This window comes from Variovorax atrisoli (assembly GCF_014195185.1).
Classification (GTDB): Bacteria; Pseudomonadota; Gammaproteobacteria; order Burkholderiales; family Burkholderiaceae_C; genus Variovorax; species Variovorax atrisoli.
In genome coordinates this window covers 18,294-38,610 of sequence record NZ_JACIBG010000008.1, presented here as the reverse complement: position 1 = coordinate 38,610, position 20,317 = coordinate 18,294, and the positions used below count along the sequence as shown (strand labels likewise).

Annotated in this window: 16 protein-coding genes; 9 read left to right on the top strand and 7 right to left on the bottom strand. The window is 67.8% G+C overall.

Going from position 1 to position 20,317, the window contains the following annotated elements; all coding sequences use genetic code 11:
• The first annotated feature begins 215 nt into the window (after positions 1–215).
• The 3 genes from mgtA (at position 216) to FHY06_RS25450 (ending at position 4,418) form a co-directional block, all read left to right on the top strand.
• A complete protein-coding gene (gene mgtA / locus FHY06_RS25460) occupies positions 216–2,981 on the top strand; it encodes a magnesium-translocating P-type ATPase (RefSeq protein WP_184606737.1) in 2,766 nt (921 codons plus the stop codon).
• A gap of 111 nt (positions 2,982–3,092) precedes the next feature.
• Positions 3,093–3,668 carry an HAD family hydrolase gene (locus tag FHY06_RS25455; RefSeq protein ID WP_184606736.1) on the top strand — a complete coding sequence of 192 codons (576 nt, stop codon included), beginning with the start codon at positions 3,093–3,095 and terminating at the stop codon, positions 3,666–3,668.
• Between the two features lie 33 nt (positions 3,669–3,701).
• Positions 3,702–4,418, top strand: a complete 717-nt coding sequence (locus tag FHY06_RS25450; protein ID WP_019655087.1) for an MgtC/SapB family protein — start codon at positions 3,702–3,704, stop codon at positions 4,416–4,418.
• Between the two features lie 6 nt (positions 4,419–4,424).
• Here FHY06_RS25450 and FHY06_RS25445 read toward each other — a convergent pair whose 3' ends face one another.
• The 4 genes from FHY06_RS25445 to xdhC all read right to left on the bottom strand — a co-directional run bounded on the left by FHY06_RS25445 (position 4,425) and on the right by xdhC (position 9,668).
• The gene (locus tag FHY06_RS25445; protein WP_020723101.1) at positions 4,425–5,861 is read right to left on the bottom strand and encodes an NAD-dependent succinate-semialdehyde dehydrogenase; all 1,437 of its coding nucleotides are present in this window, start codon (positions 5,859–5,861) and stop codon (positions 4,425–4,427) included.
• A 160-nt stretch (positions 5,862–6,021) separates the two neighbouring features.
• On the bottom strand, positions 6,022–7,356 hold the full coding sequence (locus FHY06_RS25440; RefSeq protein WP_184606735.1) for a glycerate kinase type-2 family protein: 1,335 nt from the start codon (positions 7,354–7,356) through the stop codon (positions 6,022–6,024).
• Positions 7,357–7,434: 78 nt separating this feature from the next.
• A complete protein-coding gene (locus FHY06_RS25435; protein ID WP_019655084.1) occupies positions 7,435–8,640 on the bottom strand; it encodes a urate hydroxylase PuuD in 1,206 nt (401 codons plus the stop codon).
• 218 nt (positions 8,641–8,858) lie between these two features.
• Positions 8,859–9,668 (bottom strand): xanthine dehydrogenase accessory protein XdhC, encoded by an 810-nt coding sequence (gene xdhC / locus FHY06_RS25430; protein WP_132802755.1) that lies wholly within the window; start codon positions 9,666–9,668, stop codon positions 8,859–8,861.
• Between the two features lie 56 nt (positions 9,669–9,724).
• Here xdhC and FHY06_RS25425 point away from each other — a divergent pair, with 56 nt between their 5' ends.
• Positions 9,725–10,222 carry a hypothetical protein gene (locus FHY06_RS25425; protein WP_126185318.1) on the top strand — a complete coding sequence of 166 codons (498 nt, stop codon included), beginning with the start codon at positions 9,725–9,727 and terminating at the stop codon, positions 10,220–10,222.
• Positions 10,223–10,230: 8 nt separating this feature from the next.
• Here the strand turns inward: FHY06_RS25425 and uraH are convergent, their stop codons facing one another.
• A complete protein-coding gene (gene uraH / locus FHY06_RS25420) occupies positions 10,231–10,581 on the bottom strand; it encodes a hydroxyisourate hydrolase (RefSeq protein ID WP_019655081.1) in 351 nt (116 codons plus the stop codon).
• Positions 10,582–10,675: 94 nt separating this feature from the next.
• On the opposite strand from uraH, the gene FHY06_RS25415 reads away from it, so the two are divergent.
• The 4 genes from FHY06_RS25415 to FHY06_RS25400 all read left to right on the top strand — a co-directional run bounded on the left by FHY06_RS25415 (position 10,676) and on the right by FHY06_RS25400 (position 15,438).
• A complete protein-coding gene (locus FHY06_RS25415) occupies positions 10,676–11,350 on the top strand; it encodes a GntR family transcriptional regulator (protein ID WP_019655080.1) in 675 nt (224 codons plus the stop codon).
• A gap of 8 nt (positions 11,351–11,358) precedes the next feature.
• Positions 11,359–12,321: an allantoinase PuuE gene (gene puuE / locus FHY06_RS25410; RefSeq protein WP_184606734.1), complete on the top strand. Its 963-nt coding sequence runs from the start codon at positions 11,359–11,361 to the stop codon at positions 12,319–12,321.
• Positions 12,318–14,087 (top strand): 2-oxo-4-hydroxy-4-carboxy-5-ureidoimidazoline decarboxylase, encoded by a 1,770-nt coding sequence (gene uraD / locus FHY06_RS25405; RefSeq protein ID WP_184606733.1) that lies wholly within the window; start codon positions 12,318–12,320, stop codon positions 14,085–14,087. Before puuE ends, uraD begins: the two co-directional genes overlap by 4 nt.
• Positions 14,088–14,211: 124 nt before the next feature.
• Positions 14,212–15,438, top strand: a complete 1,227-nt coding sequence (locus FHY06_RS25400; protein ID WP_184606732.1) for a M20 family metallopeptidase — start codon at positions 14,212–14,214, stop codon at positions 15,436–15,438.
• A 21-nt stretch (positions 15,439–15,459) separates the two neighbouring features.
• On the opposite strand, the gene FHY06_RS25395 is transcribed toward FHY06_RS25400, so the two are convergent.
• Positions 15,460–17,508 carry a putative bifunctional diguanylate cyclase/phosphodiesterase gene (locus FHY06_RS25395; protein ID WP_126185320.1) on the bottom strand — a complete coding sequence of 683 codons (2,049 nt, stop codon included), beginning with the start codon at positions 17,506–17,508 and terminating at the stop codon, positions 15,460–15,462.
• A 163-nt stretch (positions 17,509–17,671) separates the two neighbouring features.
• On the opposite strand from FHY06_RS25395, the gene FHY06_RS25390 reads away from it, so the two are divergent.
• A complete protein-coding gene (locus FHY06_RS25390) occupies positions 17,672–19,408 on the top strand; it encodes a CehA/McbA family metallohydrolase domain-containing protein (protein ID WP_184606731.1) in 1,737 nt (578 codons plus the stop codon).
• Positions 19,409–19,439: 31 nt separating this feature from the next.
• On the opposite strand, the gene FHY06_RS25385 is transcribed toward FHY06_RS25390, so the two are convergent.
• A complete protein-coding gene (locus FHY06_RS25385; protein ID WP_019655075.1) occupies positions 19,440–20,189 on the bottom strand; it encodes a TerC family protein in 750 nt (249 codons plus the stop codon).
• Between the last annotated feature and the right edge of the window lie 128 nt (positions 20,190–20,317).

The window sequence follows — 20,317 nt, the reverse complement described above, 5'->3', positions numbered from 1 at the left end:
CACCTCTGACTTTCAAGCAACTCGCAAGCAACCCAGGAGCACACCATGGACCCCGCCTCTTGTTGGCGCCATAGCGCGCCCCCTTCGTCCAGACCTATTCCAACAATGACGCGGCCCGCTGCCGCGCCTTGCAGAGGGGTGCGCCCGGCCGGCTGATCGACGCCGGGGTTCTCCTTCCGCGGGCGGCAGTGGCGGCCGCCCCGAAGGAGAACATCATGAAGAACGTCCTCAAGTCCTTTTTCGAAAGCTTCCTGCGCAGCCGCCACATGCTGCACCACTTCGAGCGCTGGCAGACGCTGCTGGGCTCGAAGCCCGTCGGAACCGGCTCCGTCAGCATGCCGCCCGACATCGCGAAGGCGCTGAACGCCGCCTCGCGCACCGACGCCGGCGAGATGCTGGTCAAGCTCGGCAGTTCGCCGCGAGGCCTCAGCGAAGGCCATGCGCAGGTGCTGCGCAAGCGCCTCGGCAGCAACGAGGTGCGCCACGAGCAGCCGCTTCGCTGGTGGCAGCACCTTTGGCAGTGCTACCGCAATCCGTTCAACCTGCTGCTGACGGTGCTGGCGCTGGTCTCCTACGTCACCGAGGACATGAAGGCCACGCTGGTGATCGGCAGCATGGTGGTGCTGTCGACGGTGCTGCGCTTCCTGCAGGAGTCGCGCTCCAACAAGGCGGCCGACCGGCTCAAGGCGATGGTGAGCAACACCTCCACCGTGCTGCGCCCCGCCCCGGGCCACAAGGCGGGCGCGGCGGGCGACGAAGGCTTCGACACCACGCACGCCGGCACGGTACGCGTGGAGGTGCCGATGCGCGATCTGGTGCCGGGCGAGGTGATCGCGCTTTCGGCCGGCGACATGATCCCGGCCGACTGCCGTCTGATCACGGCCAAGGACCTCTTCATCAGCCAGTCGGCGCTGACGGGCGAGGCGATGCCGGTCGAGAAGTTCGTGGTCGACCGCGGCGACCACGCAGCAGGCGTGCTCGAACGCGAGAACCTGCTCTTCATGGGCACCAACGTGATCAGCGGCACCGCCACCGCGGTGATCGTGCACACGGGCGACCGCACCTTCTTCGGCGCGCTGGCCCAGCGCGTGACGGCCACCGACCGCGGCACGAGCGCCTTCCAGGCCGGCATCAACCGCGTGAGCTGGGTGCTGATCCGCTTCATGCTGGTGATGGCGCCGCTGGTGCTGGTGATCAACGGCGTGGCCAAGGGCGACTGGTGGGAGGCCGCGCTGTTCGCGCTGTCGATCGCGGTCGGCCTCACGCCCGAGATGCTGCCGATGATCGTGACCGCCACGCTGGCCAAGGGCGCGGTGGTGATGTCGCGCCAGAAGGTGATCGTGAAGCGGCTGGAGGCCATCCACAACTTCGGCGCCATGGACGTGCTGTGCACCGACAAGACCGGCACGCTGACGCAGGACCGCATCGTGCTCGAGCGCCACACCAACGCATGGGGCGAGCAGTCCGACCACGTGCTGCAGCTGGCCTACCTCAACAGCTTCCACCAGACGGGGCTGAAGAACCTGCTGGACAAGGCCGTGCTGAGCCACGCCGAGATGCAGCTCGAAATCCGACTGCAGACCGCCTATCGCAAGATCGACGAAGTGCCCTTCGACTTCTCGCGCCGCCGCATGTCGGTGGTGGTGGCCAACGGCGGCAGCGAGCACCTGCTGATCTGCAAGGGTGCGCTGGAAGAGATCCTCTCGGTGTGCACCTCGGTCGAACGCGGCGCGGAAGTGCTGTCGCTCGACGCCGGCGTGCTCGCGCGCATCCACAGCGTGGCCTCGCAGCTCAATGCCCAGGGACTGCGCGTGGTGGCCGTGGCCAGCCGCTCGCTGAAGGTCGAGGAGCAGAAGCCGGCCTACGGCGTGGCCGACGAGTCGGGGCTCACGCTGCTCGGATACGTGGCTTTTCTCGATCCGCCGAAGGAATCGACCGCACCCGCGCTGCGCGCGCTGGCCGAGCACGGCGTGGCGGTGAAGGTGCTGACGGGGGACAACGAGCTGGTCACGCGCAAGGTCTGCGCCGACGTGGGCCTCGAAGTGGGCCGCATCGTTCTCGGCGCGGAGATCGAGGAAATGGTCGATGCCGACCTGAAGCTGGTCGTCGAGGCGCACCAGGTTTTCGCCAAGCTCACGCCCGCGCACAAGGAACGCATCGTGCACGCGCTGCATGCCAACGGGCACGTGGTGGGCTTCATGGGCGACGGCATCAACGACGCGCCCGCGCTGCGTGCTGCGGACATCGGCATCTCGGTGGACAGCGCGGTGGACGTGGCCAAGGAGTCGGCCGACATCATCCTGCTGGAGAAGAGCCTGATGGTGCTGGAGCAAGGCGTGGTCCAGGGCCGCCGCACCTTCGCGAACATGCTCAAGTACATCAAGCTCACGGCGAGTTCGAACTTCGGCAACGTGTTCTCGGTGCTGGTGGCGAGCGCCTTCCTGCCCTTCCTGCCGATGCTGCCGCTGCATCTGCTGGTGCAGAACCTGCTGTACGACGTGTCGCAGATCGCCATTCCGTTCGACAACGTCGACGACGAGTTCCTCAAGAGCCCGCAGCGCTGGAACCCGGCAGACCTGGGCCGCTTCATGGTGTTCTTCGGACCGCTGAGCTCGGTGTTCGACATCCTCACCTTCACGGTGATGTGGTTCGTCTTCGCCGCCAACTCGGTGGAGCACCAGACGCTCTTCCAGTCGGGCTGGTTCGTCGAAGGCCTGCTGTCGCAGACGCTGATCGTGCACCTGATCCGCACCCGCAAGATCCCGTTCCTGCAAAGCCGCGCCGCATGGCCGCTGCTCATCATGGGCGCCGCGATCGCCGCCGCGGGCATCTGGCTGCCGATGGGGCCGCTGTCGCACTACTTCAAGCTGCAGGCGCTGCCGCTGGCGTATTTCCCGTGGCTCGTGGCGATGCTGCTGGGCTATGCGCTGCTGACGCAGGCGGTGAAGGGGTGGTATGCGCGGCGATACGGGTGGCAGTGAGCTGCCGACGCCCGCACACCTGACATCAGGAGTGCGGGCCGGCAGCCCAGTGCGCTCGAACGCGCAACGGTCGAATATGCTTTGCTCGCTGTGAGCTTCTTCGACACGCACATGACATCCAAGACTCGCAAACTTCTGGTGCTCGACCTCGACGAGACGTTGATTCACGCGACGGAAAACACGCTCGACCATGAAGAGGACTTTCGTGTCGGACCCTACCGCGTGCACCTGCGCCCGCATCTTCCCGAGTTCCTGGCCAGCGTGCTCGCGCAGTTCAGGGTCGGCGTGTGGACCGCATCCGGCGAGAGCTACGCGGCGCAGGTCGTCGAACGCATCTTTCCGGGAGGCACCCTGGAATTCGTCTGGTCGAGCAAGCGCTGCACGACCACGCGAAACTGGACCACAGGCGAGTACCAGACCATCAAGAACCTGCAGAAACTGAAATCCAGGGGCTACTCGCTCGAATCGATCATCGCCGTCGACGACACGCCGGCCAAGTACGCCAGGAGCTACGGCAACCTGGTGACGGTGCGCGAGTTCGTCGGCGACAGGAGCGACGCGGAGCTGCCGCTGCTGGCCGCCTACCTGGCTCATCTCGTCGACGTTCCGAATGTCAGGAGCGTGGAAAAGCGCAACTGGCGCGAACACGTGCAAAGACTCGCGAATACGCCCGCACCGAAAGACTGAACATCGGCATCACAACAACAGGGAAACCCATCGATGCAAGCCATCCACAACATCAACCTGGCCTCGCTGCTCGACACCCTGGTCAGCGTGGCCGCTGCGTTCATTCTCGGCTCGGTGATCGGCCTGGAGCGCCAGATACGGCAGCGCACGGCGGGTCTTCGCACCAACACGCTGGTGGCCGTGGGCGCGGCGGTGTTCGTCGACATGGCCTACCGGCTCGATGGCAGCGGCGGTGCGGTGCGCGTGGTGGCCTACGTGGTGTCGGGCATCGGCTTCCTGGGCGCCGGTGCGATCATGAAAGAGGGCGCGAACGTCACGGGGCTGAACACGGCGGCGACGCTGTGGGGGTCGGCGGCGGTGGGCGCCTGCGCGGGCGCCGACCTGCTGGGCGAGGCGCTGATCGCGGCGCTCTTCGTGCTGGCGAGCAACACGCTTCTGCGTCCGGTAGTGAACCGCATCAACCGCCAGCCGATCAGCGAGGAAAGCAGCGAAGCGACCTATGTGGTGCGCGTGATCTGCTCGCGCGCCGCGCGGCCCGAGGTGCTCGACCAGTTGCTGGTATTGCTGGAGGCCGCGAACTATCCGGTGCGCGATGTCGACCAGCACCCCTTCGGGCCGGCCGACACCGAGATCGGCGCGACGCTCTATGCGACGGCGGTCGAGCCCGCGGAACTCGACCGCGTCATCGCGGATCTGGAAGCGCTCGACGGCGTGCAGCAGGCCTTCTGGAATGCCACCGCCGAGGAGTGAAGCGCGTCAGACGCCGAGGATGGAAACCGCCTTGGTGTTCAGGTAGGCCTCGAGCGCCTCGGGGCCGCCTTCGGAGCCGTAGCCCGAATCCTTCACGCCGCCGAAAGGCATTTCCGGCGAGGGGGTTGCGGGCTGGTTGATCCAGAGCATGCCCAGCTCGAGCTTCTGGCTCAGCAGGTGCGCGTTCTTGATCGACTTGGTGAAGGCGTAGCCGGCCAGGCCGAAAGGCAGGCGGTTGGCTTCGGTGATCGCTTCTTCCAGCGTATCGAAGCCGCGGATGGCAGCGATGGGGCCGAAGGGTTCGTTGTTGAACACGTCGGCGTCCAGCGGCACGTCGGTCAGCACGGTGGGCGCGAAGAAGTTGCCGGCATCGCCGACGCGCTCGCCGCCGGTGGCGACGGTGGCGCCCTTCTTGCGGGCGTCTTCCAGCACGTGGGCCATGGCGGTGAGGCGGCGCGCATTGGCCAGCGGGCCGATGTTGGTGCCTTCGGCGAGGCCATCGCCGAGCTTGAGGCCTTCGGCGTGCTTGACCAGCAGGCTCGCGAACTCGTTGCGCAGGCTGTTGTGCACCAGGAAGCGGGTCGGCGAGATGCAGACCTGGCCCGCATTTCGGAACTTGGCGGCGCCGGCGGCCTTCACGGCCAGCGCCACGTCGGCGTCTTCGGCGACGATCACCGGGGCATGGCCGCCGAGCTCCATCGTCACGCGCTTCATGTGCTGGCCGGCCAGCGCGGCCAGCTGCTTGCCGACCGGGGTCGAGCCCGTGAAGGTGACCTTGCGGATGATCGGGTGGGCGATCAGGTAGTTCGAGATCTCGGCGGGGTTGCCGAACACCAGGCCGACCACGCCGGGCGGGATGCCCGCGTCGACGAAGGCGCGCAGCAGCGCGGCGGGCGAGGCCGGGGTCTCCTCGGGGGCCTTCACCAGGAAGGAGCAGCCGGTGGCCAGTGCGGCACCGAGCTTGCGCACGATCTGGTTGATTGGGAAGTTCCAGGGCGTGAACGCGGCGACGGGGCCCAGGGGCTCCTTCAGCACCAGCTGCTGCGCGGCCAGGTTGCGCGAGGGCACGATGCGGCCGTAGACGCGGCGGCCTTCGTCGGCGAACCATTCGATGATGTCGGCGGCGGCCATGGTCTCGACCTTGGCCTCGCCCAGCGGCTTGCCCTGCTCCTGCGTGAGCAGCTTGGCGATTTCGGCGGCGCGTTCGCGGATCAGGCCCGCGGCGCGGCGCATGACGGCGGCGCGCTCGTTGGCGGGGGTGTTGCGCCAGGCTTCGAAGCCGCGCTGCGCGGCAGCCAGGGCGCGGTCGAGGTCGGCGATGCTGGCATGCGCCACCTTGCCGATGGCCTTGCCGGTGGCAGGGTTCACGACGTCCAGCGTCTTGCCGCCGGTGGCGTCGACCCATTCGTTGTCGATCAGCAGGCGGGTGTCGGTGTAGGTCATGGCGAGCTTTTCCTTCGAAGACTGGAGATTGAAAGGGGAATCTGGATGTCCGGCGCGGCACCGAAGCGGTGCGCAGGCGACAAGCGGCGGCCCGAAGGCCGCCAGGGGCATAGATTAACCCGAGTTCGGCAAGGCCGCCGGAGGCCGGCGAACACCCCCGCTAAAGGATCAGCAACGCGCGGAAGTCGTTGACGTTGGTGTTCGTCGGGCCGGTCACGAACAGGTCGCCGATCGCGTCGAAGTAGCCATAGGCGTCGTTGCGGTCGAGGTGATCGGACAGCTTCTTTCCCGCAGCACCGGCGCGTACCAGCGTGTCGGGCGTGACGAAGGCGCCGGCGTTGTCCTCCACGCCGTCGATGCCGTCGGTGTCGGCGGCCAGCGCCCACACCTGCGGCTGGCCCATGAGCGCGCCGGCCAGCCCCATGCAGAACTCGCCCGCGCGTCCGCCCCGGCCCTTGGCCTGGCCCGGCTGGCGGGGGCGGATCGTGACGGTGGTCTCGCCGCCCGAAAGAATCACGCAGGGCCGTGCGAAAGGCTCGCCGCGATGCGCGACCGCGCGCGCCAGCGCGGCGTGCACCTTGCCGACCTCGCGCGATTCGCCCTCGATCTCGTCGCTGAGGATGTGCGCCTCGACACCGGCCTCGCGCGCCGCACTGGCCGCCGCTTCGAGCGACTGCTGCGGGGTGGCGATCATGTGCGTCTCGTGGCCCTTGAAGACTGCGTCGTCCGGCTTTGGCGTCTCGAGTTCGCCGCTTTCGAGGCGTGCACGCACGGGGGCAGGCACCTCGATCCCGTAGCGGTCGAGGATGGCGAGCGCATCGGCGCAGGTGGTGGCGTCGGGCACGGTCGGGCCGCTGGCGATGACGGCCGGATCGTCGCCGGGCACGTCGCTGATGGTCAGCGTCACCACCCGCGCCGGCGCGCATGCCGCGGCCAGCCGGCCGCCCTTGATGCGCGAGAGGTGCTTGCGCACGCAGTTCATCTCGCCGATGTTCGCGCCGCTTTCGAGCAGCTGCTTGTTGATGCGCTGCTTGTCGGCCAGCGTCAGCCCCTCGGCCGGCAGCACCAGCAGCGACGAGCCGCCGCCGGAAATGAGGCACAGCACGAGGTCGTCGGCCGTGAGCCCCTTCGTCATCGCGAGGATGCGCTCCGCCGCCTGCTGGCCCGCCTCGTCGGGCACGGGGTGTGCGGCCTCGACGATCTCGATGCGCTGCGGAACGCCCTCGGGGCGCGGCGGAATGTGGTCATAGCGCGTGACGACCAGCCCGGAGAGCGGCGCATCGGCCGGCCACAGGGCCTCCAGCGCATGCACCATAGAGCCGCCGGCCTTGCCGGCGCCCAGCACCAGGGTCCGGCCCTTCTTCGGCGGCGGCGGCAGATGGGCGCCCAGGGTGGACAGCGGCAGCGCGCGGTCCACCGCCACGCGGTAGAGATGTTCGAGGAAGGCCCGCGGGGCTTCGCGCGGATCGGGGGCCGGGGTCGATGCGGTCGTCATTGCTGCTTTGTCTCCAATCCGGCGATTGTGCTGCGGACCGCGACCGGCCCCGCTTGCCGCCGGTCAACTTCCGTCTGACTAGTTGGTCTTTGCGCCGCCCTGGAACCAGCGGCCGATGAGGGCCCGCTCTTCGTCGGTGATGCCCGTGGCGTTGTTCATCGGCATGATCTTGGTGACCACCACCTGCTGGTAGATGGCCTGGGCGTGGGCAGCAACCTGCTCGGGCGAATCGACCCGCACGTTCTTCATCTGCACGGCGGGGCCGTGGCACATGAAGCAGCGCTGCTCGAGCACCTTCTGCACGTCCTTGAACTGCACCGCGGGTGCGGCGGCGGCCACTGCGGGCGCGGCGACCGGCTCGGGCTTCATCCAGACGATGGTCAGGCCCAGCACCACGATGCCCACCAGCGCGTAAGGCAGCGGATTGCCCGCATTGCCCAGCTTGAAGCGGTGCCGCACCACGAAGAACTGGCGGATGGCCGCGCCGCCGAGCATGATCAGCAGCAGCACGATCCAGTTGTACTTGTGCGTGTAGGCGAAGCTGTAGTGGTTGCTCAGCATCGCGAACAGCACCGGCAGCGTGAAGTAGGTGTTGTGCACGCTGCGCTGCTTGCCGCGCTGGCCGTGCACCGGGTCGACCGGCTTGCCTTCGCGCAGCGCCGCCACGTTCTTGCGCTGGCCGGGGATGATCCAGAAGAACACGTTGCCGCTCATGGTCGTGGCCATCATGGCGCCCACCAGCAGGAAGGCCGCGCGGCCCGCGAACCACTGGCAGGCCAGCCAGGTCGCGAAGGCGATGAAGACGGCGATCAGCACGCCGACGATGGTGTCGCCGTGCTTGCGGCGCCCGAAGATCTGGCAGATGCCGTCGTAGACCATCCAGAACACGACGAAGAAGGCCAGCGCCACCGCGATGGCGGCGCCGGGCTGCCAGTCCATCTTCGACTTGTCGATGAGGTAGGTGCTCGCGTTCCACAGGTACGACATCGTGAAGAGCGAGAAACCCGTGATCCAGGTGGAGTAGCTCTCCCAGTACGACCAGTGCAGGTGGTCCGGCAGCTTCTTGGGCGCCAGCGCGTACTTCTGCATGTTGTAGAAGCCGCCGCCGTGCACGGCCCATTGCTCGCCGCCCACGCCCTTGTCGAGCGATTCCTGGTCCTGCGGCTTCTCGAGGCTGTTGTCCAGCATCACGAAGTAGAAGGAGGCGCCGATCCAGGCGATGGCGGTGATGACGTGGACCCAGCGCAGCAGCAGGTTGGCCCAGTCGAGGTAGTAGCTTTCCATATGCTTCTCTCTCAACCCGCTTGGCGCGTGGGGACGCCAGGAACGGGTTTCAGCCTGCTCACCACCGCGGGCGCTGTAAGCAGAGAAAGTGCCGCGAACGCAGGCTCCATGGAAAGATGGGCCTCGCTCCGCTGCGGCTTGTTGTGGACCGAAAGTGTATACAGTTTTGGCAAGAGACGGGGTGCTTTTTTAGGGCGCGACCGCCGGGAAAACCCTGTTCAGCCCAGCGATTGCAACAACTGTGCCGCCACCGCCACGGCGATGACCTCCGGCTCCTTGCCCGTGATGCCGGGCACGCCGATCGGGCAGGTGATGCGGGCCAGTTCGTCCGCCGTGAAGCCGCGCGCCTCCAGCCGGTGGCTGAAGGTGGCCCACTTGGTCTTGCTGCCGATCAGTCCGACGTAGGGCAGGTCGTTTCGCTCGCGCAGGCGCTTCAGGCAGGCGATGACGATGTCGAGGTCTTCGGCGTGGCTGAAGCTCATGATGAGCACGCGGCTGCCCGGCGCGAGCGCGGTAACGGCGTCCTGCACCGGCTCGGAGTGCTCGGTGTCGATCTGCACGGGCAGTTCGTCGGGGAAGACGCCGTCGCGGCTGTCGATCCAGCGCACCGAGAACGGCAGCGTCGAAAGCAGCCGGGCGAGCGCCGCGCCCACGTGCCCGCCGCCGAAGAGGGCCACGGGCTCGAGCTGCGCGACCAGAGCCTGCTGCAGCCTCGGCGCATCGGCGGCAGTTATGCGCTCGTAGGAGAGGAACATCACCCCGCCACAGCACTGCCCCAGGCTGGGCCCGAGCGGATAGCGCTGGATGCCGTCGAAAGGCCTGCGCGTGCCGGCCAGCAGCTCGCGCGCTTCCCTGGTCGCCTGGAACTCCAGCTGCCCGCCGCCGATGGTGGCGGTGAGGCCCTCGGCCCACACGGCCATCCAGGTCCCGGCCTCGCGCGGCGCCGAGCCCTGCGTGGACTCGACGCGCACCAGCACCGCGTCTTCGTGGCGCAGGCGCGCCAGCAATTGATCGACCGCACCGCTCATCGTCATCGATACCTTCGGTTGCCGGGCGCGCGACGACTCACGGTATAAACCCGGCCATGAATCGCCAGCTTACGCCTCGCCGCCTCGCACTTGCAGCTTCTGTTGTTTCGGCCCTGTGGCTCGCAGGCTGCGGTTCCACCGGGTCGGTTCCCGGCCAGTTGAGCGGGGCCAGCGCCGATGTCGGGGCCGGGCCGGTGCCGTCCGCATCCAGCGCTTCTTCCGCGCGCGCCTATCGCCGCGATGCCGCGCGCCATGTCTACGACGCCAACCGCTCGCGCATCTACAAGGGACAGCTGCCGCCGGTGCTGTACGCGGTCGGCACGCTCGAGGTGAACATCGACGCGGGCGGCAAGGTGCGTTCGATGCACTGGCTGCGCGCGCCCAAGCATGCGCCCGAAGTGATCGCCGAGATCGAGCGCACGGTGCTGAAGGCGTCGCCCTTCCCTCCGGCAACGCGCCTGGGCTCCGTCACCTGGACGGACACCTGGCTGTGGGACGAGAGCGGACGCTTCCAACTCGACACCCTGACCGAAGGCCAGCAACAAGGCGACTGACGCCCGGCTCAGGAGCCGCGGTAGGTGGAGTAGCTCCACGGGCTCACGAGCAGCGGCACGTGATAGTGCTGGTCGGTGTGGGCCACGCCGAAGTCCAGCGAAACCTTGTTCAGGAAGTTCGGCTCCGGCAGCTTGACGCCCAGGGCCTTGAAGTAGCCGGCCACGTCGAACACCAGGCGGTAGGTGCCGACCTTCAGCGAGTTGTTGTCGTAGAGCGGCCCGTCGCTGCGGCCGTCCGAATTCAGCGTGAAGCGCTTCACCAGCGTGGCGGCTTCGCCGTCGGTGGTGTAGAGCGCGACCTCCATGCCGGCCGCGGGGCCGCCATGCATCGTGTCCAGTACGTGAGTGCTCAGGCCCATGGGGCGCTCCTTGAAAGTCCGAAGAACTCGGATCGGTGGGTGCGGGAAATTCCGGTGGACAAAAGTGTATACAGTTACCGGCTTTGGGTCTATCATGAAAAACATGGAGTCCTCCACCACCCGTTCGATCGTCGATGCCCTCACGAAGGCCATCGTCGAGCACCGGCTTCAGCCCGGCACCAAGCTGGCCGAGCAGAAGCTGGCCGATCACTTCGGCGTCTCGCGCACGCTGGTGCGCCAGGCGCTGTTCCAGCTCTCGCAGAACAAGCTCATCCGGCTGGAGCCCGCGCGCGGCGCCTTCGTGGCGGCGCCCGCGGTCGACGAGGCCAAGCAGGTGTTCGCCGTGCGCCGCATGCTCGAGGCCGAGATGACGCGAGAGTTCGTGCGCACCGTCACGCCCGCCAAGATCAAGGCGCTGAAGGAGCACGTGGCGCTCGAGAAGTCCGCCGTGTCGGGCGAAGACGTTTCCGGGCGCACCGAGCTGCTCGGCGACTTCCACGTGCGCATGGCCGAGCTCATGGGCAACCAGGTGCTGGCGCAGATCCTGGGCGAGCTCATCTCGCGCTGCGCCCTCATCACGCTGATGTACCAGAGCGCCAGCGCGGCCGAGCACTCCAACGACGAGCACGCCGACATCGTGAAGGCGCTGGCGGCACGCGACGAGGAGCGCGCCGTGCGCCTCATGACCGAACACCTCGAGCACGTCGAGGCCAACCTCACTTTCGACCGCAAGGTCCCGACCAACGACATCTCGCTGGCGCTGTCCTGATCCACACAATGACCGTCTACGACTCCACCCTGCCCTACCCGCGCGACCTGATCGGCTACGGCCGCAACCCGCCCCATGCCCGCTGGCCCGGCGGCGCGCGCGTCGCCGTGCAGTTCGTGCTGAACTACGAGGAAGGCGGCGAGAACGCCACGCTGCACGGCGATGCGGGCTCCGAGCAGTTCCTCTCCGAGATGTTCAACCCGGCGAGCTTTCCCGACCGGCACATCAGCATGGAAGGCATCTACGAGTACGGCTCGCGTGCCGGCGTGTGGCGCATCCTGCGCGAGTTCGAGAAGCGCGGCCTGCCGCTGACCGTGTTCGGCGTGGGCATGGCGCTTCAGCGCCACCCCGAGCTGACCGCCGCCTTCAAGGAACTGGGCCACGAGATCGCCTGCCACGGCTGGCGCTGGATCCACTACCAGAACATCGACGAGGCCACCGAGCGCGAGCACATGCGCCTGGGCATGGAAGCCATCGAGAAGCTCACCGGCGAACGCGCCGTGGGCTGGTACACCGGCCGTGACAGCCCCCGCACCCGCCGCCTCGTGGCCGACTACGGCGGCTTCGAGTACGACAGCGACTACTACGGCGACGACCTGCCCTTCTGGATGAAGGTGCAGAAGACCGACGGCACCGTGGTGCCGCAGCTCATCGTGCCCTACACGCTCGACTGCAACGACATGCGCTTCGCGCTGCCGCAGGGCTACTCGCACGCCGACCCGTTCTTCCAGTACATGAAGGACAGCTTCGACGCACTCTACGCCGAAGGCGACCCGGACGGCGACGACAGCCCCAAGATGATGAGCATCGGCATGCACTGCCGCCTGCTCGGACGGCCGGGACGCATCACCGCGCTGCAGCGTTTCCTCGACCACATCGCCAGCCACGACAAGGTGTGGGTCTGCCGCCGCGTCGACATCGCGCGCCACTGGAAGCAGGCGCATCCCTTTGAAGCCGGAGCCGCATCATGAGCCTCACCATCGCCCAACTCAACGCCGCGGCGCCGGCCGAGGCCGTCGCACTGCTCGACGGCATCTACGAGCACTCGCCCTGGATCGCGGAACGCGCGCTCGCTGCGCGCCCCTTCCGCTCGCTGCCGCACCTCAAGCACGCGCTGGTGCAGGCGCTGGCCGCCTCGTCGGCCGAAGAGCAGGTCGGCCTGATCCGCGCCCACCCCGAGCTCGCCGGCAAGGCCATGGTCAGCAAGACGCTCACGGCCGAATCGACCAACGAGCAGAGCAAGGCCGGCCTGACCGACTGCACGCCCGAGGAGTTCGCGAAGATCCAGCAGCTCAACGCGGACTACAACGCGAAGTTCGGCTTCCCCTTCATCCTCGCCGTGCGCGGCCCGCGCGGCACCGGGCTGGCCAAGCGCGAGATCATCGAGACCTTCGCGCGCCGGCTGCACAACCACCCGGACTTCGAGCTCGGCGAGGCGCTGCGCAACATCCACCGCATCGCCGAGATCCGCCTGGACGACAAGTTCGCCGCCGACATCACGCTCGGCAACGACGTGTGGGACTGGCACGAGCAGCTCTCGGTGCACACCGACCCCGGCTATGCCGAGAAGGGCCAGCTCACCGTCACCTACCTGACCGACGCGCACCGCGCCTGTGCCGCGCAGATCGCGGGCTGGATGCGCGACGTGGGCTTCGACTCGGTGCACATCGACGCGGTCGGCAACGTGGTCGGCCGCTATGAAGGCGCCACGCCCGACGCCAGGACCCTGCTGACCGGCTCCCACTACGACACCGTGCGCAACGGCGGCAAGTACGACGGCCGCCTCGGCATCTTCGTGCCGATGGCCTGCGTGCGCGAACTCAAGCGCCAGAACAGGCGCCTGCCCTTCGCCTTCGAGGTGGTGGGCTTCGCCGAGGAGGAAGGCCAGCGCTACAAGGCGACCTTCCTGGGCTCGGGCGCGCTCATCGGCCACTTCGACCCGCGCTGGCTCGACCAGAAGGACGCCGACGGCATCACCATGCGCGAGGCCATGCAGCATGCGGGCCTGAAGCTGGAAGACATCCCGAAGATTCAGCGCGATCCGGCACGCTACCTCGGCTTCGTCGAGGTGCACATCGAGCAGGGGCCGGTGCTCACCGAGCTCGACCTGCCGCTGGGCATCGTCACCTCCATCAACGGCAGCGTGCGCTACGTGGGCGAGGTGATCGGCATGGCCAGCCACGCCGGCACCACGCCGATGGACCGCCGCCGCGACGCGGCGGCGGCCGTGGCCGAGCTGATCCTCTACACCGAGCAGCGCGCGGCCAAGGACGGCGACTCGGTCGGCACGGTCGGCATGCTCGAAGTGCCGAGCGGCTCGATCAACGTGGTGCCGGGACGCTGCAAGTTCAGCCTCGACCTGCGCGCGCCCAACGACGCGCAGCGCGACGCGCTGGCCAGCGACGTGGTCGCGGCGCTGAAGGACATCTGCAAGCGCCGCGGCGTGCGCTACGAGCTCGAGGAAACGATGCGCGCATCCGCCGCCCCGAGCGATCCTGCCTGGCAGCAGCGCTGGGAGAAGGCCGTCGACGCGCTGGGCATCCCGCTCTTCCGCATGCCCAGCGGCGCAGGCCACGACGCCATGAAGCTGCACGAGGTGATGCCGCAGGCGATGCTGTTCGTGCGCGGCATCAACTCGGGCATCAGCCACAACCCGCTCGAGTCGAGCACCAACGACGACATCCAGCTCGCCGTGCAGGCCTTCCAGCTCCTGCTGGAAAACCTCGCCGCTGAATGAGCTCACCCCTCGAGGTAGTAACACCAGTGGCCCGGCAAGGCCGGTTCCACGGTGTTTCGCGAAAAGAATTCTCGGCAAGCGACCAGCGATCCGAAACTGAATCAGCTATTTGAAGAGGCTCTCTATGACCGATTACGCCAAGCTCGATGCCTGGATCGACGCCCACTTCGACGAGGAAGTGAAGTTCCTTCAGCAACTGGTGCAGGTGCCCACAGACACGCCGCCGGGCAACAACGCGCCCCATGCCGAGCGCACCGCCGAGCTGCTGAACGACTTCGGCCTCACGGCCGAGAAGCACGCGGTGCCCGCGCAGGAAGTGAAGGACTACGGGCTCGAGTCGATCACCAACCTGATCGTGCGCCGCAAGTACGGCGACGGCGGAAGAACCGTCGCCCTCAATGCCCACGGCGACGTGGTGCCCCCCGGCGAGGGCTGGACGCACGACCCGTATGGCGGCGAGATCGTCGACGGCAGCCTCTACGGCCGTGCCGCGGCGGTGAGCAAGAGCGACTTCGCCAGCTTCACCTTCGCGCTGCGCGCGCTCGAAGCGGTGGCCAAGCCGGCCAAGGGCAGCATCGAGCTGCACTTCACCTACGACGAGGAGTTCGGCGGCATCCTGGGCCCGGGCTGGCTGCTCCAGAAGGGCCTGACCAAGCCCGACCTGATGATCGCGGCCGGCTTCAGCTACGAAGTGGTCACCGCCCACAACGGCTGCCTGCAGATGGAAGTGACGGTGCACGGCAAGATGGCGCACGCCGCCGTGCCGGCTACGGGCATCGACGCGCTGCAGGGCGCGGTGAAGATCCTGAATGCGCTGTATGCGCAGAACACGCTCTACAAGCAGGTCACCTCGAAGGTCGAGGGCATCACGCACCCGTACCTCAACGTCGGCCGCATCGAGGGCGGCACCAATACCAACGTGGTTCCGGGCAAGGTGGTGTTCAAGCTCGACCGCCGCATGATCCCCGAGGAGAACCCGGTGGAAGTGGAAGCCGCCATCCGCAAGGTGATCGCGGACGCGGCCGCCGAGAGCGAGGGCATCACGGTCGAGATCAAGCGCCTGCTGCTGGCCAACTCGATGAAGCCGCTGGCGGGCAACAAGCCGCTGGTCGACGCGATCCAGAAGCACGGCGGAGAGCTTTTCGGCGAGCCGATCAAGGCCATGGGCACGCCGCTGTACACCGACGTGCGCCTGTACGTGGAAGCCGGCATTCCCGGCGTGATCTACGGTGCCGGCCCGCGCACGGTGCTCGAATCGCACGCCAAGCGCAGCGACGAGCGCGTGGTGCTCGAAGACCTGCGCCGCGCCACCAAGGTGATCGCGCGCACGCTCAGCGACCTGCTGGCCTGACCCACTGAAGAGGCGGGCCGTTCAGCCCGCCGGAACGGGCGCGGGTGCCGCTGCGGACGGCGGCGCCGAGCGGGCGGCGGCCCACGCCATCACCTCGGCAAGCGGCGCAGGCCGCGCGAGGTGATAGCCCTGCACCAGCCCGCAGCCCAGGCTGCGCAGGACGTCGAGTTCGGCCTGGGTTTCCACGCCCTCGGCGACCACCTGCACGCCCAGCGAGTGGCCGAGCTGCACGATGGCATCCACCAGCACCTCGTTGCTCGGCGAGGACGACAGGTCGAGGATGAAGCTGCGGTCGATCTTCACCTGCCGCACATATTCGCTGCGCAGCGACGCCAGCGAAGAGAAACCCACGCCGAAGTCGTCGACCACGATCGCGATGCCTGCGGCCGAGAGCGCACTCAGCCGGCCGCGCGTGGCGTGGGTGTCGAGCGCGACCTCTTCCGTGATCTCGAGCTGCAGCCGCCGCGGCGCGATGCTGCGCAGCTTCAGCATGCCCAGCACGATGTCGTCGACCGCAAGCTGCGCCATCTCGCGCGGCGAAACGTTGATCGCCACCGGCACGCCCGCCAGGCTCGAGCCCTCGGCTTCCAGCTGCCGCATGCCGCGGCAGACTTCATCGACCAGGTGCCGCAGCAGGGGCTCGGCCACACCGGTGCTCGCGGCCGCGGAGATCACCTCCTCCGGCGAGATGTAGCCATGGCGCGGATGCTTCCAGCGCATCAGGGCCTCGAGGCTGTGCACCTCGCTGCCGTCGCTGCTCATGATCGGCTGGTACCACACGCCGATGTCGCGCGAGCCGATGGCCTGCAGCAGGTCGCGCTCCACGTCGCGGCGCGTGGCCAGGCGCTGGTTGAGCGCGCCGTCGAAGACCTGGTAGCGGTTGCGCCCGGTGCGCTTGGCCTCGTGGAGGGCTTCGTCGGCGAAGCTGATCATGTCGGCCACCTCGGCCTCGCTCGAAACCGAGATGCCGATGCTCACGCCCAGGTGGCCGCCGTAGTGCGCCGTGGCGAACGAGATGGAACGGATCAGCGCCTGCGCGATCTCGGGCGGTGCCTGCCGCTCCTCGCGCAGGCAGTAGAGCAGCGCGAACTCGTCGCCGCCCCAGCGGCCGAGCACGGCCTGCATCTCGGCGGTCTCCCGCTGCAGCCAGTGGGCCACGTCCTGCAGCACGCGGTCGCCGACCTTGTGGCCGAAGGCGTCGTTCACAGCCTTGAAGCCGTCGAGGTCCAGCAGCAGCAGCGCGTGCCGGCGGCCGTCGGGGGCCGCGAGGTGCAGCGTTGCCGCGTCGGTGAAGCCCTCGCGGTTGAGCAGGCCGGTCAGCGAGTCGTGCGAGGCGCGGAAGGCCAGCTGCTGGGTCGCGTCCAGCGACTGCGTGTGCGCCTTGCGCAATTGCACCGCCATGGCCGTGGCTTCGTTGCGGATGCGGCTGCTTTCGCGAAAGTTCCTGTCGCTGTGCAGCGCGCCGCGCACGAGCGCCGCCAGGTACAGCAGCACCATTGCCGCCAGGCTCAGGTTGTCGAAGCCGCCCGCATAGGCCAGGCAGCCGGCCACCGAGAGCAGCGCCGGCACGATGAAGGCGACGGGCACGAATGCATAAGCGATGCCGTAGGTGACGGCCCCTGCGCAGATGCCGCACACCACCGTCAGGTAGAACACGGTCTGCGGCGACGAATAGCCGTCGCACAGCAGCGGAATGAGCGCCCACACGCAGCCCGACAAGGCGGCCATGGCCGTCGTGACCCGCAGGTGCCACTCGACCGGCCGGGCCTGCGGCGACGTCGCGACGCCGCTTTCGGGCGCCACGCCCGGCCACGGCGCGAAGGGCCAGCGGCAGATATAGCTGCGCACCCCGTTCACCATGAGCGACAGCAGCAGCCAGCACAGGCCTTCGAAGGCACGGCCGGCATTGAGGGCGACCAGCGCCACGACGCAGCTGAGCACGATGTTGATGGGGATGGCCGCAAGCACGCTGCGGCGCACCGCCACCAACTGGTCGGTGCGCACCATGCGGGAGAGCACCTGATCGTCGACGGACGCGGTGATCGGTGAAGAAGGTGCGCTGGGAATCATGAAAGGGCACAGTTTATAGAGCGAAGGCCCTCTTCGCGCCTGGATGGTGCGTGGTGACAACGAACTTTCGTTCGAGTTTCATCAGAGCGTCATCGCCTCTGCCCAGACTCGCGGCTTTTTGCGAGGCGCGCACCCAGGTGCGCGTCGCCCTTTTCAGCCCGCCATGTCCAAGCTTCCGACCACCCCGCCTCCCTTCACGCCCGCGCTTCCGTTGCGCCGCACCCTGTTCTCCACGCTCGCCGTCGGCACCCTGATGCTCACCGGCTGCGGCGGCAGCGGCGGTGGGGGCTCCGGCATCCCCGCATTCTTCCCCACGACGACCGGCACCCCCGCGGCGGTCGCTCCGGCTCCGGCGCCGGCACCTGCCCCCGCTGCGGCTCCGCCGGCAGCGCCCGCCCCGGCCGGCCGCTGGACCGTCGGCGACCTGCACGTCCACACGATGCAGTCGGACGACACCCAGCAGGTCACCACGCTCGACCAGGTGCTGTCCAAGGCCTTCGACAAGTTCGGCCTCGACTGGGCCGCGATCTCGGACCACCTGCGCCTGTCCTCCTACGACAACGACGGCAACAAGCTGGCCGCCTCGATCCCCTTCTCGGAAGGCATGGCCAAGTACCAGGTGCCGCGCATCAAGGCGCTGCAGGCCAGCGGCAAGTACGCCGACAAGACCATCTTCGCGGCCTTCGAATGGGACATGCCCTCGCACGACCACGGCAACGTCGGCATCCTGACCGACAACCCGATGTCCGACGCCGCCCTCAAGGCGGCGAGCCAGTTCGAATACCTCTTCACCAACCGCGACGCGGCGCTCTTCCCGGCCGCCGACGTGGCGGCCTGGGGCCCGAAAGCGGGCACCGGCTACAACACGCACGCCGAGACCCTGGCCGCGATCGCCTGGCTCAAGAAGAACTACCCCGACACCAGCTACCTGCAGATCAACCACCCCTCGCGCAACCCCGGCAAGTACACGATCGCCCAGCTGCGCGAGATGAACGACCTGGCGCCGAACATCGTGTTCTCGCTCGAAGGCATGGTCGGCAACCAGATGGAGCCCGACCGCGGCGGCTACAACAGCGCCTACACCGACGCCAACCTCCCATCGCGCACCTACGGGGGCGTGGACTACCTGGTCGCCAGGCTCGGCGGCACCTGGGACGCGCTGCTCTCCGAAGGCCGCCACATCTGGAACGTGGCCGACTCCGACTACCACTTCACCATCTCGAAGGGCCAGTACAGCAGCGGCTACGCCCCGGGCGAATATGCGAAGAACCACCTGTTCGGCGACATCAAGGACCCGAAGTCGCTGCTCGCGGCCATGCGCTCGGGCAAGCTCTTCGCGGTGAACGGCGGCCTGATCGATGCGCTCGACTTCAAGGTCCGGAGTGCCAAGGCCGCCGGCGAGATGGGCTCGGAAGTGGCGGCAAAGGCCGGCGAAGACCTGACGATCACCATCCGCTTCAAGAGCCCGGAGCGCAACAACTTCGAATACCAGCTCGGCAGCGGCATCTTCGCCAACGTGAAGCCGGTGGTCGACCACATCGACCTGATCGCGGGCGACGTGACCGGCCCCGAGCAGCCCGGCACGGCGGGCTATTCGCGCGACACCAACCCGTCGACGCGCGTGCTCAAGCGCTTCACGCGCAGCGACTGGAAGCTCGACGCCGACGGCTACTTCGCGGTGAGCTACACGGTGAAGGCCGGCAACAACCAGTACTTCCGCCTGCGCGGCACCAACCTGGGCACCGACGTGCCCAACGAGACCGCCAGCGGCGAGCCGCTGCCCGACGCGCAGACCACGGGCACCGACAACGTGGCCCGCTTCAACGCGATCAATGCGCGCAACTACAGCGATCTGTGGTTCTACTCGAACCCGGTGTTCGTGAAGGTCGCTGCACAGTAGAGCGGCGGACGAACGGCGTGCGGCCCGCGGTTCAATCGCCGGGCATGCGCGGCGGGTTGAGCTCGACGCGCCGGGCGGCCTTGGTGCGCATGCGGATGTTGAGCATCTCCACGATCAGCGAGAACGCCATCGCGAAGTACACATAGCCCTTGGGCACGTGATGGTCGAAGCCCTCGGCCACGAGCACCACGCCCACGACCACCAGGAAGGACAGCGCCAGCATCTTGATGGTCGGATGGGCCGACACGAAGCGGCCGATGGGGCCGGCGAACAGCATCATCAGCAGCACCGAGGCGATCACCGCCGCGATCATCACGCGCACGTCGTCCACCATGCCGACGGCGGTGATGATGGAGTCGAGCGAGAACACCAGGTCGATGATCATGATCTGCAGGATTACCGAGGCGAAGGTCGCCTTGACGGCGCTCTGCTTGTGCTCCTGCTCGCCTTCGAGCGACTGGTGGACCTCGCTCGTGCTCTTCCAGATCAGGAACAGCCCGCCCAGGATGAGGATCAGGTCGCGCCCCGAGATCTCCTGGTTGAAGACAGTGAAGAGCGGCGCCACCAGCCCCACGATCCAGGCGAGCACCAGCAGCAGCCCGATGCGCATGAACATGGCCATGAAAAGGCCGATGCGCCGCGCGAACTCCCGCTGGGCGAGAGGCAATTTGTCGACCAGGATCGAGATGAAGATGATGTTGTCGATCCCCAGGACCAGCTCCAGCGCGGTCAGGGTGGCGAAGGCGATCCAGACCTGAGGGTCGGTAAGAAGTTCGAGCATGGAACGGCGCGGTTGCAGCACGTGCGGCCGGCGGCCGCTGCGGGCGAGCGCATCTTACGGGTCCCCGCGCGCCGGGCGCCAGCGTCCCCTCGCCTCATGGGCCATTACGCGCCAGAGGGCCGCAACGC